13 protein-coding genes are annotated in these 14,125 nt (G+C 67.3%); 1 reads left to right on the top strand and 12 read right to left on the bottom strand.

The annotated features are described in order from the left end of the window. Positions 1-6 precede the first annotated feature (6 nt). The 9 genes from BEP01S_RS05080 to BEP01S_RS05040 all read right to left on the bottom strand — a co-directional run bounded on the left by BEP01S_RS05080 (position 7) and on the right by BEP01S_RS05040 (position 10,991). Positions 7-1,254 carry a phosphotransferase gene (locus BEP01S_RS05080; RefSeq protein ID WP_062241146.1) on the bottom strand — a complete coding sequence of 416 codons (1,248 nt, stop codon included), beginning with the start codon at positions 1,252-1,254 and terminating at the stop codon, positions 7-9. Continuing rightward, a complete protein-coding gene (locus BEP01S_RS05075) occupies positions 1,251-2,471 on the bottom strand; it encodes a phosphotransferase (protein ID WP_062241143.1) in 1,221 nt (406 codons plus the stop codon). Before BEP01S_RS05075 ends, BEP01S_RS05080 begins: the two co-directional genes overlap by 4 nt. Next, the gene (locus tag BEP01S_RS05070; RefSeq protein WP_083532551.1) at positions 2,468-4,426 is read right to left on the bottom strand and encodes an ABC transporter ATP-binding protein; all 1,959 of its coding nucleotides are present in this window, start codon (positions 4,424-4,426) and stop codon (positions 2,468-2,470) included. Before BEP01S_RS05070 ends, BEP01S_RS05075 begins: the two co-directional genes overlap by 4 nt. Then, the gene (locus BEP01S_RS05065; protein WP_062241141.1) at positions 4,423-5,637 is read right to left on the bottom strand and encodes a glycosyltransferase family 4 protein; all 1,215 of its coding nucleotides are present in this window, start codon (positions 5,635-5,637) and stop codon (positions 4,423-4,425) included. The genes BEP01S_RS05070 and BEP01S_RS05065 overlap by 4 nt, the downstream gene beginning before the upstream one ends. Continuing rightward, the gene (locus BEP01S_RS05060; RefSeq protein ID WP_062241139.1) at positions 5,634-7,019 is read right to left on the bottom strand and encodes a glycosyltransferase; all 1,386 of its coding nucleotides are present in this window, start codon (positions 7,017-7,019) and stop codon (positions 5,634-5,636) included. Before BEP01S_RS05060 ends, BEP01S_RS05065 begins: the two co-directional genes overlap by 4 nt. After that, positions 7,009-8,340 carry a glycosyltransferase family protein gene (locus tag BEP01S_RS05055; RefSeq protein WP_083532550.1) on the bottom strand — a complete coding sequence of 444 codons (1,332 nt, stop codon included), beginning with the start codon at positions 8,338-8,340 and terminating at the stop codon, positions 7,009-7,011. The genes BEP01S_RS05060 and BEP01S_RS05055 overlap by 11 nt, the downstream gene beginning before the upstream one ends. A gap of 80 nt (positions 8,341-8,420) precedes the next feature. Next, positions 8,421-9,080 (bottom strand): response regulator transcription factor, encoded by a 660-nt coding sequence (locus BEP01S_RS05050; protein WP_062241137.1) that lies wholly within the window; start codon positions 9,078-9,080, stop codon positions 8,421-8,423. Beyond that, entirely contained in the window at positions 9,077-10,576 is a 1,500-nt protein-coding gene (locus BEP01S_RS05045; RefSeq protein ID WP_244882082.1) for a sensor histidine kinase, read from the bottom strand. The genes BEP01S_RS05050 and BEP01S_RS05045 overlap by 4 nt, the downstream gene beginning before the upstream one ends. Further along, the gene (locus BEP01S_RS05040) at positions 10,566-10,991 is read right to left on the bottom strand and encodes a hypothetical protein (protein WP_062241133.1); all 426 of its coding nucleotides are present in this window, start codon (positions 10,989-10,991) and stop codon (positions 10,566-10,568) included. Before BEP01S_RS05040 ends, BEP01S_RS05045 begins: the two co-directional genes overlap by 11 nt. A gap of 129 nt (positions 10,992-11,120) precedes the next feature. On the opposite strand from BEP01S_RS05040, the gene BEP01S_RS05035 reads away from it, so the two are divergent. Continuing rightward, on the top strand, positions 11,121-11,921 hold the full coding sequence (locus BEP01S_RS05035; protein WP_062241131.1) for a DedA family protein: 801 nt from the start codon (positions 11,121-11,123) through the stop codon (positions 11,919-11,921). Positions 11,922-11,958: 37 nt separating this feature from the next. Here BEP01S_RS05035 and BEP01S_RS05030 read toward each other — a convergent pair whose 3' ends face one another. From BEP01S_RS05030 to BEP01S_RS05020, 3 genes are read right to left on the bottom strand one after another with little or no spacing between them, the layout of a single operon-like run. Further along, positions 11,959-12,819, bottom strand: coding sequence for a shikimate dehydrogenase (locus tag BEP01S_RS05030; protein ID WP_062241128.1), 861 nt, complete (start codon positions 12,817-12,819; stop codon positions 11,959-11,961). Further along, positions 12,816-13,268 carry a type II 3-dehydroquinate dehydratase gene (gene aroQ / locus BEP01S_RS05025; protein ID WP_062241126.1) on the bottom strand — a complete coding sequence of 151 codons (453 nt, stop codon included), beginning with the start codon at positions 13,266-13,268 and terminating at the stop codon, positions 12,816-12,818. The genes BEP01S_RS05030 and aroQ overlap by 4 nt, the downstream gene beginning before the upstream one ends. 2 nt (positions 13,269-13,270) lie before the next feature. Further along, positions 13,271-14,020 (bottom strand): IclR family transcriptional regulator, encoded by a 750-nt coding sequence (locus tag BEP01S_RS05020; protein ID WP_039209558.1) that lies wholly within the window; start codon positions 14,018-14,020, stop codon positions 13,271-13,273. Positions 14,021-14,125: the final 105 nt, after the last annotated feature.

Genomic DNA, 14,125 nt, shown 5'->3' with positions numbered 1-14,125 from the left:
CCCAGATTAGCGTGTCGACGTCTGGCTGCCCACAGGCTCGGACCGGCTCGCTGCGACGGCGTCGAGCAGTGCCCCCGTGCGATCGCGCCAGGCTGGCCGGAATGCGTAGACGCAGGCGAGCCGGATGAGGGTGGCCCGTTCGTAGACGCTCACCCTGGCCGGGTCGATCTCCGCCGCCGAGGCGGCTCTTGCGATCTCGTCGATGACCACGGCCGCCTCGGCGGGGGTCCACAGTCCCTGCATGGTGCGCCATCGGGCATGTGCGCGGAGGTTGCCGAGATCGAGTGCGCGTTCGCACAGGCACGCCGTATCGACGTCGAGCAGTCCCGGTCCGGCGATCGGGTCCCACATGATCTGCTTGTCGTGCAGATCGCGGTGGACGAGGCCGATCGGTCGTTCCATCGCCGAGGCGGCCCCGTCGTCGAGTTCAGCCGTGACCTCTGCGATGAGTTCGTCCACCCCGGAGAGCAGCGTTTCCGTCTGGTTCAGAGTCTGCGTTTGTGTCTGGAGCCGTGTCTGCGCCTGGTGCGGCGTCTGCGCCCGCGCACTCTCCGCAGATTCGAGCATGGGGCGAGCGCTCTCACGCCAGGTGCGGAGAACCTCGATCTCGGCAGCAGCATCATGGATCGGCATGGACGATGATGACGCCGGCGACAGGTGCGACCCTGCCTGAGCCCAGGCGTCGAGGGATTCGGCCCAGGCGCGTGACCAATCCGCGCCGAGCTCGGCAGGTTCGTGGAGTTCGACTCCGGGCACCACACCGAGCACAACGGTCGAAGAATCGGACCGGAGGACCTGCGGGAGGGTAAAACCGGGAAGGAATCCAGCTGCCCGGCGCTGTCCTGCGAGGACGTCGGACGCCTTTCCGTCGCGGACACATTTGGCGAAGCTGCCGTCGGGCAGGCGGACGACGGCGCGTTTGCCCGGCCGGTGAGAGACCAGGCGGCCGCCGTCGTCGAGCAGCCTGGCGAGTCCCGGCAGCTTCGGATCTCGATCCGCGGCGAGGACCTTCACGCCACGTGCATCAAGGTAGCCGACTCGGATCCCGTGGTCGGGAAGCATCGCCTCCCACGCGATTCGACCGTCTCCGGCGGGCCAGGCTCGGCGCACGGTCCAGTCCTGTCCGTCGATCGTCACAGCATCGGGAATGTGCAGAGCCGGCGCCCCCGTCGCGACCCGCCGCGCCTGGCCCAACATCGTCTCACACCGCTTCGTCTCGCCCTGCTTCGCCGCCCCCAGATTCGTCGCGGTCATGATGCGACCTGCGTTGTCGGGACGTTCTCGTCCAGGGCGGTACGTGCGAGGTCGACGATCCTCTTGGTCTCGTCTCTCCAGGTCGCGGAGCAGCTGCGCCAGGGTTCGAGTGCGGCCACGAGCATCGCCCACGTTGTCCAGGCACCTGGGTCGACCACTTCGCCTCCCGCGGATCGGTAGCCGTCGAGGAACGGCCGTTCGAGTCCGTTCAGCACTTGGTCGACACGGCAGGCGGCGATCCACCGGCCCAGGTCCACCCCGGCCGGACCATACCCGGTTCGGTCGAGGTCGATGATCCGGCACTCGGAATTCGCCAGAAGCACCTGGTCAGGGCTGAGATCTCCGTGGATCTCCCGCAGTTCCCGACTCGACCCGAGGCGGCGGCTCAGTTCGGCCAGCATCTCAGCGACGACCGTCTCTCGCTCCGGGAGCAGCCGGACCAGTGACCGGTTGACGGTCTCGAGCTGGGCAAGCGGAGAGTCGATCGCACGTCCGTCCTCGCCTGCCGCAGCGCTTCTGTGCAGTTCGGCGATGATCACGCCGACCTCCTCGGCGATGTTCGGATCCGGACGATCGCGCAGGTCACCGGTCCCCCACCACGGCGAGCGCGTGGACGTGTCACGTCCGCCGACGAACTCGACCGGCAGACTCGGAAGGTCCGCCCGCTGCCACCGCTGCCCCGCCTCGGCGAGGTGGATCTGTGATTCGGCGGCGATCCGCACGATCTCCGGCACCCCATCGATCGGGGTGTGCTTGAGCAGCAGCCGCCGGGCGGGGTTGTATCCGATGATCTCCAGATCCCCGCCGAGGTGGTCGAGCGTCCGCGCCACATGCTTCCCGATCCTCGGGTCGGCCAGGACTCCACCGCTGACCAGGACGGCACCGGTTGCACCGGCCGACCGTGGATCAGCCGCCTCATGGACGGTCAGGTCCTGCCCGTGCCGGGCAGCTCGTCGCCGCGCATTGGCGAGTTTGTCCGGGCTCGTCATCACCGCAGTGAATCCCCAGTCCGCGAACTCGCCGAGGTGGCCGGGCTCGTCCCGCTGCCACGCGACGATGGCGCTCTGTCCCGGTTTGACGCGGATCCGGCGGGGCCGGACCGCAAAGCCGAGGCGGTGGGAGAGGCCGTCCGCCGATCGCAGCTCATCGATATAGGGCAGCATCGCGAATCTCGAGTCCGCGAGGTCGTTCACTGGATCGGTGATCGATGCGGTCATGATGAGGCTCCTGCATAGCGTGGTGAGCTGCCGACGGTGGGCGGCTCGGTTGGGCGTGGCCCCGCGTCCGCTGGCAGCACGGGCGGACGAGGTCCAGCTTCCGCCGGCAGCGCGGTCGGAGCCGGCGTCACCTCCACCGGTCGGCTCGGCACGCTGCCGGCTTCGTCGGCCTGCGAGCGGATCCATCGGGCGAATCGCGAGTCCGCGGCCGCGGCCAGCTCGCTCGGTGCCCCGTCCTCGACGATCTGCCCGTCCTCGAGCCACACGACGCGGTCGAGTCCGCGGATCATCGCCACGTCGTGGCTGATGACGATGCTCGTGCGTCCCTGTGTCAACGCGGACACGGAGTCGGCCACCTCGGCGCGGGTCTGCGGGTCGAGCCCCGTCGTCGCTTCGTCGAAGACGACGACCGGGGCGTCGCGTACCAGTGCCCGGGCGATGGCCAGGCGCTGCCGCTGCCCTCCCGAGAGCGTGTCCCCGCGGTTGCCGAGCTCGGTGTCGTAGCCGTCGGGGAGGGAGCGGATGAACTCATCGGCGCGGGCCGCGCGGGCGGCAGCGACCACCTCGGCGTCGGTGGCGTCGAGCCGGCCATAGCGGATGTTCTCACGCACGCTCGCGGCGAAGAGCACGGACTCCTGGAGGAGGACGGACACGTTCTGCCGCAGGGAGGCGCGAGTGACGTTGTGGGTGTCGTAGCCGTCGAGGTAGATCGACCCGGAGTCCGGCTGCGACAGTCGCAGCAGGTAGCTCATCAGGGTCGATTTTCCGGCCCCGGAAGCACCGAGGATGCCGACCTTCTGACCGGCCGGAATGAGCAGATCGAGTTCGTCGAACAGCGGCCGACCATGCCCATCGGTCGAGGTGACCTGATTGAAGACGACGTCGCCGCAGACTGGACCCATGGTCACGGCATCGGGTGCGTCGGCGATCTCGACGGGTTCGTCGAGGAGGTCGGCGATCCGCTCCCCCGAGGCGGCCGCGCGGGCGATGCGGCCGGTGTACTTGGCCATGTCCCGCAGCGGTTTCATCGCGATCTTGAGGTAGAGGAGGAAGAGGACGAGGTCGCCCGGGGACATCGCCCCGCGCAGCACCTGCCACCCGCCGAAGGCGAGCACGAGTGCCTGCGAAATGCCGACGAGGACGTCCGTGGAACGTTCGAGTCCGGCGGCCAGGCGGCGTGCCCGCACCCCCGCTTTGAGGGCACGTTCGTTGCCGTCGGCGAAGTCGCGGGCCACGGTCTTCTCGAGTCCGTAGGCCTGGACGACGCGGATGGCGCCGAGCGCCTCGGCGGCGGATCCGACCAGACGGCCCTCGCCCTTGCGGGTGGAGCGGGAGGCCTTCGTGATCTTCGGGGTCGCCACCTTCGACAACAGTCCGTACACCGCGGCGGTGACGAGCACGATCGCGCTGAGCACCGGGTCGAGGACGACCATGACGACGAGGAGGACGGCGAGGGTGATGACGTTGCCGACCAGGGGCAGGCCCGCGGTGACGGCGACCTCCTGCAGCCGCCCGATGTCACCGACGAGTCGCTGCGAGGTGTCGCCGATCGACGCCTTCGAGTGGTAACGCAGTGACAGGGACTGGACGTGGTCAAACACGCGTGAGCGCAGCTGGGTGGCCACGCGGGCGCCGACGAGGGCGAAGCAGATCGTCGATGCGTAGTTCGCCGCGGCCCGTCCGCCGACGATGACGGCCAGTCCGATGGCCACGACCGCGAGCGTGGTGCCGACTCCGGCGTCGAGTCCGAACGTCGGTGCGATCTGGGCGCCCAGAGCCGCGGTGACGGCGTCGACGGCGATCTTGATCGGCCACGGTTCGAGGATGCGGAAGACGACGTCGGCCAGCAGTGCGGCCATCCCGCCGATGATCAGCCACGTATGCCGGCGCAGGTGCGGGCGGATGATCCGCAGGGTCCGTCGCAGTGCCGACGCCGTGAGCTTCTTGCCCGTCATGCTCTCACCGCCGAGGCGCGGCGCCGTCCCGACATGGCCGCTCCCCTGTCAATGGGTGCGAGGATCTGTTGGCACCGGCTGGTCCAGGAATGGCTGGTCAGGGCTTCTTCCCGAGCGCGCCCACCCATCGTCGTCCGCAGTTCGGCGTCGTCGATGAGCCTCTGCAAGGCACGAGTGAGATCCGCGGTGTCGGCCGGGTCGGTGAGGATCGCGGCCCCGGTGCCTGCGAGAACGCCCGGGATCGCTCCGACCCTCGATGCGACAACGGGCAGCCCCGCCGCAAGGTACTCAAAGACCTTGAGCGGTGAGAAGTAGTTCTCCCCCGCCGGGTACGGCGCGACCGCAATGTCGAATGCGCGCAGCACCTCCGGCACCGCTTCCGGCGCCAGAGCACCGTGGAAACGCACACGCCCACCCAGCCCGAGCCTGCGCACTTGGTCCTCGAGGGCCTCGGATTCGGGTCCGTGGCCGACGATGTCGACGCGGAAGTCCCCGACCAGTCCAGCACAGGCGGCGATAAGACGATCCGTGCCGTGCCAGGGTTTGAGCGTGCCGACGAACCCGATCCGCACCGGACCGTGGTCCTGATGGATCCCCTCGCCGAGGCGGTCGTGGCCCTCTCGCGGTGTGATGCGTTCCGTGTTCACTCCGTTCGGAACGACGCTGACATCGTCGAGGCCGGGATAGTCGGTGCGGGCCCAGTCCGCGACGAGCTCGCTCACGCACACGATGCGTTCGGCTCCGGCGAAGCTTGCAGCGGTGGCGCGGGCGGCATGTTCGGTGTGGACGAGGCCGCGGTGGGTGCGCTGCTCGTCGAGCAGAGGCGCATTGACCTCCATGATCAGCGGCACGTCGAGGCGCTGACTGATCCGTGCCCCTGCGGTGGAGAACAGGGAATACCTCTCATAGACGAGGTCGAATCCCTGCCCCGAGGCGGCCACCGTGTCCGTGACCATGTCGGCGAGCATGTCGGACAGGCGCAGCAGGGCGATCTCACGCTGGGTGCGGTCGAGGCCGCGCGGCACCTCGAGGCGGGTGACATTGAGGTCGGCGAGGTCGGCGGGCACGTCATCATCGGTGCGGGTGCAGAAGACACTGACCTCGTGGCCGAGAGACCGGAACGTGCGCACGACCTCCTGAACATGGACGCTGGCACCCTTCGTGCCGAAGATCCCGATGCCGGGGTCGAGCAGAACATAGGCGATTCTCATGACACTGACTCCATTTCACGAACGGCTACAACCGCGGTGTCCGCGGCCCCGGTTGAAGGGACCGCTGCTTCGCTCGGAACGGCGTTACGATCGGCGGTCGAGGCCGCGGCGCGGTCTGCCGCCGCGTCCGCGAGCCGTGCGAGCTGCTCGGCCTGGACGGCCGAATCGTGCAGGCGGCACACACGGTCACGGGCGGCATGCGTGACGGCGCGGATTCCGGCGGGATTCGTGCGCAGGGCGGCGACCACCTCGGCGATGGCGGTCGCAATGCTCTGCTCATCGGTGCCGTCGACGAGCCACCCGGTGCGGCCGTGATCGATGACTTCGGGCACCGCGGTGACGGCGCCGGCGATGCAGGGGATGCCGGTGGCCATGCCCTCCAACAGCACGGTGGGCAGGCCATCGGCGTTGCCGTCGGAGCCGATGACGAACGGGGAGACGAGGAGGTCGTGGTCGGTGAGCATGTCACGGACCTCGGCCTGAGTCAGCGCTCCGTGGAAGGTGACGAGGCCGTCGAGCCCGAGCCTGCCAGACTGTTCCCGCAGCTCGTCCTCCAGGGGGCCGGTGCCCACGAGATCGAGGTGGCACCTCGTTCCCTCGTCGCGGAGACGGGCGAGCGCATTGAGAAGATGGGCGAACCCCTTCTTCTCGACGAGGCGGCCGACGGCCAGCAGAGAGGGAACCTCACCCGTTAATCCCTGCCTGGGTCGAAAAGGGAAGCGGTCGAGTTCGAGGCCGTTGCGCACGACGACGATCCGGTCGGCAAGCTCGGGTCCGAGCACCGTGGTCAGATAGCGGCGATTGAACTCGCTGATCGCGATCACATGGTCGGCGTCCGCGGTCTTGCGGGCCAGATCGGTGAGCACGACATCCTCGTGGAAGATGTCCTTCGCATGCGTGGTGAAGGAGTACGGGATTCCCGTCAGCGCCGAGGCGGCCCGGGCCACGGTCGTCGCCACCGACGCGAAGTGCGCGTGCAGGTGCGTCACCCCGTGATCGAGGGCCAGTCGGGCGAGGGTGAGGGTTTGGATCGCATCATCGTGGTCCATTTCCATGAGCTCGCCGAGGTGGCCCGGCACTGCCGCGGCCACGCGCGGTTCCGCTGCGGCCTCGGCGAAGGTCTGCCAGAAGCTGCGGGCGCTCGAGGGTCGGTGGATGTGGATGACCTCGGCGCGGACGCGGGCGAGTTCGGGGTGGAAGCGGGTGTCCGTGCTCGGGCGCAGGGAGAAGATCACGAGGTCTTCACCGGCGGCTTCACGGGCGAGGATCTCGGAGACGATGAAGGTCTCGGAGAACCGCGGGTACATCTTGAGCACATAGGCGCGGCGGCCGGACTGTTTTGTCTCCGGTGTCGAAATGGTCTGTGTCTGTTCAGACAGCATGGCTGGTCTCCTCCAAGGTGATGGGCAGACGGGCGGACGTTGCAGTGCCGCGAGGCGCGGTCGGTCGGTTCGCCGCCGTCGGTGCGGCTTCGGGGACAAAGGCCGGCGCCTCGGCGCGGGCATCAGCAACGAGTTCGGCCGCCAGGCGAGGCACGGTGGCCAGTCCCGTGAGGTCGATATGGGAGCGGTCGTTGGGACATCCGGCACGACCGGCGAACCATTCGCTGAGCGCATCGGCGTCGAGGCTGTCGATCGTGTGGGCATCGACCGCTCCGGCTGCGGCGAGGGCGAATGCCCGCCTGGGCTGTTCGGCCCGGTGCCCTTTGCGCGGGACGACGAGCGCAGGGGTGTCAGTGGCCATCAATTCGGCCAGAGTGTTGTACCCGCCCATGCATACGACCCCCTCAGCGGAGGCGACGAGTCCGGGGATGTCGTCATTATGGCGGATGACGGTGGTGGCCGCTCCAGCACGTTCACGCAGCTCATCGAACTCCTCGGCGTCCATCTGCGGACCGGTGACGATGAGGTGACGGTGGCCGTCGGGCGGTTCGGCTTCGACGGCGATGGCGGCGAGGCTGCCGCCGTCGGATCCACCGCCGAGGCAGGTGAGGACGAAACGCTGGGATCCGACCCCTGGAGACTCGGTCCCGGCCGACCCGACGCGCGCCGCCTCGACTCCCTCAGGAAGGGCACCGCCGTCGTCGGGACGGTCCTGGGACAGGTAGCCGGTGGTGACGGCCCTGGCCGCCAGCGTCGCGGGCACTTCGCCGGTGGAGCGGGGATCGTAGACGTCCGGGTCACCGTAGATCCAGACTTCATCGAACGAATCGGCCACACGTTTGGGCCCTCCGACCTTCTCCCATTCGGCAGCGATGACGGACGGGGTGTCGAGGACTTCGCGCAGGCCGAGGACCGTCCGGCAGCCGTGGTCGCGGACCTGGTCGATTGCCTCGGAAAGTTCGCCGCCGATGCCGAAGGGGTGCCGGTCGACGATGAAGAGCTCGGGTCGCTGCTGGTCGAGGATCGCCGAGATCGCCGCCGCCCGCAGTGCCCGCAGACCTTGCAACGAGGAGGCCAGCGCCCGTGGGACATAGCCGCCGGGTGCGGGAGTGACTCCGGGCAGGATCACCCAGTCCCAACCATCGGGCAGGTCGAATCGCGCGGCCTCGGGACTGCTGGCGATGAGCAGACCGGAGACCTCTCGGCCGGTCAGTGCCGGCAGGTCCCGGGCCAGGGCAAAGGCCAGAGCCCGGTTGCGGCGGATGTGGCCCAGTCCCAGCGAGTCGTGGGAGAACAGTGCGACTCTCAATCGTCTTCTCATACATCTCAGCTTGTCGGCTGTGATTAAGATGAAATTAAGACGCGGATGAGAAAGATCTTAGGTTCAGTCCACTCGGCAGCTCAGTCCACTCGGTATCCGAAGCCGCGCACAGTGGTGACGAAATCGGAGCCGAGCTTCTTGCGCAGGTACCCGATGTAGACGTCGACGACGTTCGAGCCGGGGTCGAAGTCGAATCCCCACACATGGGAGAGCAGCTGTTCGCGTGAGAGGACGTTGCCGCGGTTGCGCAGCAGGATCTCGGCCAGGGACAGTTCCCGCGCCGAGAGTTCGACCAGTTGGTCCTTGACCCACACCTGCCGTTTGAGCAGGTCGATGCGCACCTCGTCGCGGATGAGCTCCGTGACCTCCTGGTTCTGCGGGCTCTCCTTGAGCCGCAGACGGACCCGAGCCAGCAGCTCCGCGAATCGGAAGGGTTTGATCATATAGTCGACCGCCCCGGACTCGAGGGCATAGATCGTGTCGTCCGGGTTGTCGCGGGCGGTGAGCACGAGCACGGGAAGTTCGGGCCGCCGCTCGCGCAGCTGGCCCAGCACGCTGAAGCCGTCGAGACCGGGCAGACCGATGTCGAGGATCACGAGCGTGAAGTCGCCCGTCAATGCCAGGTCTCGTCCGGTGAAGCCGTCGGCGGCGATCTGCGGACTGAATCCGGCGGCGGTCAGGCCCTTCGAGATGAAGGCGGAGATCCGCTCTTCGTCCTCGATCACGAGAATGCTCTTCACTTCTGTCCTTTCGGCAGGATCATGCGGAACTGTGCACCGATGGAGGTCTGGTCGAGAACGACTCTGCCTCCATGCGCCTCGGCGATGGCGGAGATGATCGACAGCCCCAGCCCGAAGCCGGCCCCGTCGGTCGAGCCGCGGCAGAAGCGGTCGAAGATGTCCTCGGCGATCTCGTCGGGCACCCCTTCGCCTTCGTCACGGACCCAGATGTGCACGGATTCGGCGTCGTCGCGGGCACCGAACACGACCACCTGACCGTCCTCGGTGTGTTCGACGGCATTGGCCGCCAGCTGCAGGAGCGCCTGGGTCAGGCGCTGTCGGTCCCCGTGGAAGCTCAGCGATTCGGGCACCTCGAGGCCCCATTCCCGGTCCCCGAGCCCCTTGGCCTTCGCCAGGGAGTCGGACACGACCCCGCTGAGGTCCACCTCGGCGAAGCGCACGAAGTCAGGGCGTCGGGCGCGGGCCAGCAGGAGCAGCTCTTCGACGAGGCGGCCCATCCGATCCGTCTCATCGAGCAGCATCGCCCGGGTCTCCTCGACGTCACCGACGTCCTCTGCATTCATCGTCTCGAGGTGACCGCCGAGGATGGTCAGCGGAGTGCGCAGCTCGTGCCCGACATCGTCAAGGAACCGCCGCTGCGCTTCGAAGGCGGCTTCGAGACGGTCGAGCATGTCGTTGAACGTGTGCCCGAGTTCGGCGATGTCGTCGTGGCCCTTCGTCTCCAGGCGGCTGCTGAGATCACCGCCGGAGATCGACTGCGCGGTCCGCCTCAGCTCGGTCACCGGAGACAGCAGCCTCCGCGCCAGGAGTGAGGAGAGACCCGCGATGAGCAGGGTGGCGGCGAGCGCGACGACGACGTAGATCTGCATGATCTGTCCGAGGTCGGCATGGCTGGCCGTGACGTTGTGGACGACGACGAAGGCTCCGACCCCATTCGTCGCGGCCGCTCCGCCCGCCACTTCGCTGACGCCCTCCGTCCGATCTGTCGGGTCGGTGGGCGCGGCCTGGGTATCCGTGTTCGTGCCCGTTGCCGCCTCGGTGCCGGTGATGGGCAGGACGAAGCCTTCGTATTCGACGTCGCCGACGGTCAGGCGGATCTCCCCGCCTTTCTCCGCCGCCCCGGCCACGGCTTCCTCGAAGGCGCTCGAACTGCCGAGAAGGTCCTTCGGTTCACCCTGGTAGAGCACCCTGCCGTCGGTGAGGAAGGAGAAGAGCACCTCGTCTTCGTCCGGCCTGTTCTGGGCGAGGAAGTTGCTGAGGATCTCATCGACGGAGGTGAACGGTTTGCCTGTCTGCGGATCGATCCCGTTCTCGGAGAACGTTCGCATCTCGTCGATCTCTTGGGACATCGAGGCGGTGATTCGGCCGGAGACGTTGTTCGACTCCACGGTGTAGAGGATGAGGCCGACGATGGAGAGAGTGAGGACGGACAGCACGGCGACGGTGATGGTCAGGCGGTTCTGAACGGTCAGCCCGACGCGCCGTTCAGTCGTCATCGTCGTCCCCGTCATCGCCGTCGTCGTCGCCGTCGTCGCCGTCGTCGTCGCCGTCGCCGTCGTCCCCGCCGCCGGGGACTTCGCGAGGCGGGATCGGCACCGGTTCGTAGGAGTGCTCGATCTCCTGCGGGTCCTTCGAGTCCGCATCTCCGGACTCGCTGCCCTCCGATGCGCGGCCGTCGGCGGCGCTGCTATCAGATGCGCTGCCGTTGGAGTCTGCCTCGACAGAGCTGTCGGCATCGGCTTCGGAATTCTTCGGCTCGGAGGTCTCCGTCGGTTCGGGGGTGACTTCCACCGGGCTGAGATCCGGCGGTTCTGATTGGGTGGTGTTGCGGACGATGAGCACGGTCAAAATTGCGAGCATGATGACGAGACCGGCCACAACCCAGCCGAGGATCTTCGATCGTCCACCCATACCGACCACATTGCCCAAGGCATTCGGCAAAGTCGAGCCGGATGGGATGAGAGTCTTCTTAGGTGGGGTGTTCGGGTGCCTGTGATACCGTAAGCGCCGACCTCCAAGACGACCGGCAGGAGCCCATCGATGAGCGACGATCGCGCGGACCGCGACGAGGCAGAGCCCGTATCCGCAGATTCCTCAGCGATGGCGTCCGACGCAGCAGGGCCGGACGCTGGTTCCGATGCCGAGTCCAAGGAGAATCCGTGGGCGGCGATCAAACCCTGGCAGGGCAAGGCTCAGGGCCTGGACAAGCTGCTCCTGTTCATCATCATCGGCGTCCCTCTCATCTACCTCGGCCTCATGCCGCTGCGACCGTGGATGCTCGTCAATGCCCCGGTCGTCCAGGAATTCATCAACGGCGCGAAGACCTCGGTCGTCGCTGCCGCAGCCTATGCCCGAGTCGGTGAGATCCCGCTGTGGCTGGTCATCGTCGCGGGCTTCGTCGGTATGGCCAAACTCGATTGGGCGTTCTGGCTGGCCGGGCGCCGGTGGGGCGAAGGTGTGCTGCGGCTCTTCGCGCAGAACGAGCGCCAGCTCAAACGCATCAACCAGCTGAAGAAGATTCCGAACTGGGCGCTGTTCCTCATGACACTGATCTCGCGCTGCCCGGGCATCCCCGGCACGCTCGTCTACCTCGTCGCCGGGTGGACGCGGATGCGCCTGTCGCTGTTCCTCGTCGCCGATCTCCTCGGCTGCCTCATCTTCACTTTCATCTGGACGTTCCTGGGCTATCAGCTCGGCGAGGCCGCCGTCGACATCCTCAAGGTCATCGACAAGTACGCGCTATGGCTGACCTTGGCCCTCATCGTCGGCATCTTCGCGATCAGCTTCTTCAAGGAATACCGCAAGCAGAAGAAAGCCGCAGGCGACGCCTCCGAAGACTGATCATCTGCGCCGAGGCGAAAGCCGGTTCTGATTCCGGTCAGGCGCCGAAGGACAGGAACGTCTCGCGCATGCGCTGTGGGTCCGCTTTCTGGCCGCTGAAGAGTTCGAACGCGTCGATGGCCTGATTGACCGCCATCCCCGATCCGTCGAGCGTGCGGCAGCCCTTCGCCCTGGCTTCGGCGAGCAGCTGCGTCTCGAGCGGGAAGTACACGACATCGGCCACCCAGGTCTCCGATCCGAATGCCGAGGTGTCGACCGGGGTTCCCGGGTACGCCTTCATCCCCACCGGGGTGGCGTTGACGATCCCCTGCGCCGAGGCGGCCGCCCCCTCCAGCTCATCGAGCCCGATCGCTTTCGCCCGGGTTCCGACCGACGTCGCTTCGACGATGTCCGCGGCCAGTCCTTCGGCACGCCGCACATCGGTGTCGGCGATGATGAGTTCGCCGATCCCGAGTTCGGCGAGCGCGAACCCGACCGCACGGCCGGCTCCGCCCGCTCCGATCTGCACGACCGCCTCGGTGGCGGCTCCGTCCAATCCGGCGCGGAACCCGGCGGCGAAACCGGTGACGTCGGTGTTGAATCCGGTCGTCCGGCCGGTGCTGTCGATGACGACGGTGTTGACCGAATTGATGCGCGCGGCCACCGGATCGACCTCGTCGAGGAGGCCGATGACCTGTTGTTTGAACGGGTGGGTGATGTTGAGTCCGTCGAAGCCGAGCCGGACCGCGCCGGTGAGGAGCTCCTCGAGTCCCACCTCGGCGAGGCGGGGATTGCTGATGTCGATGGTGCGGTAGATCGTGGGGATGGAGTGCGCGGCGCCTTCGTTCTCGTGCATCCGCGGGGTGCGGGAGGCGGAGATGCCGTCGCCGATGAGGCCGAGGAGGAGGGATGAGGTCATAGTCTCGCTTTCGCGTTCGTGAGGTAGTCGATGAGGATCTCGACCGCGTGGACATAGCCTTTGGCGCCGGCTCCGGCGATGACGGCTGCGGCCACGGGTGAGAGGTAGGAGTGGTGGCGCACGGCCTCCCGGGCATGCGGGTTGCTCAGGTGCACCTCGATGATCGGATGGTCGTAGGATTTCAGCGCATCATGCAGTGCCAGGGAGGTGTGCGTATACGCTCCGGCGTTGATGATCGCGCCGACTGTGGAGTGCCGGGCGTCGTGGACGGCGTCGATGAGCCCGCCCTCATGGCTACTCTGGATGCAGCGGACGGTCAGCCCCGCCTCGGCGGCGGTGTCGGCACACATGGTCTCGATATCGGCCAAGGTGGTGCGGCCGTAGATCTCCGGTTCGCGTTCCCCGAGGAGGTTGAGGTTGGGGCCGTTGAGGACAAGGATTTCGGGCATGGTCACCTCGGGAATCGGGCGGCGATGGCCGCCGCGGTCTCGGTCAGTTGGGGGACGAATTCGATGAGCTCGTCGAGGCTGCGGCGGAACACCGGTGCGGCGAGCGCGAGTGAGGCCAACAGTGTGCCGTCGAGGTCGAAGACGGGCACGGCCAGGGCATTCATGCCGATGTCGTTCTCCTCGGATTGGCCTGCCCAACCGTTCTCACGGATCTGTTCGAGGCGTTCGCGCATCTGCGCGGGGTCTGTGATCGAGTTCGGGGTACGGGCAACGAGATCGATGGCGTCGATCGTGGCGTCGGCATCCGGGTCGTGGGCGAGCAGGGCCTGTCCGATCGAAGAGGTGTGCAGCGGTGATTCATCACCCGGATCCGTGGTGGTGCGGAACTGTGGGCCGTCGACGGTGAGCACGGTCAGTGCGGAGTTGCCGCGACGGACGGCGAGGATGCTCGATTCTCCGGTGGACGCCGTCAGCTCCTGCAGCAGACCTTTCGTCGCTCCGGACAGACCCTGCCGGTGCGCCACCTTCTGCGCCAGACGGAAGACCTCCATGCCGAGGGTGTAGATCTTCGTGCGGGCGTCGAAGCTCGCATAGCCGGATTCGACGAGGCCGCCGAGGAGGCGGTAGGCCGTCGAGAACGGGTAGCCGGTGGTCTCGGCGGCCTGGGCGGCACTGATGCCCTCGGGTGATTCACCGAGGAGTTCGAGCATCTCGAAGGTCTTCGTCACCGAGTTCGAGCCCTTGGGCGGCATGCTTCGCCTCCTTGCGTTGCTGTGTCAGTTCGGTGGTGCTGGGCGGTGTGTGCGGAACGCATCATGTGTCCGGAAAGCAGAATTTCTGCGTTCCACGTTGACAGG

This window comes from Brevibacterium epidermidis NBRC 14811 (assembly GCF_001570805.1).
GTDB classification, from domain to species: domain Bacteria; phylum Actinomycetota; class Actinomycetes; order Actinomycetales; family Brevibacteriaceae; genus Brevibacterium; species Brevibacterium epidermidis.
This window is presented reverse-complemented; position numbering and strand designations above follow the sequence as displayed.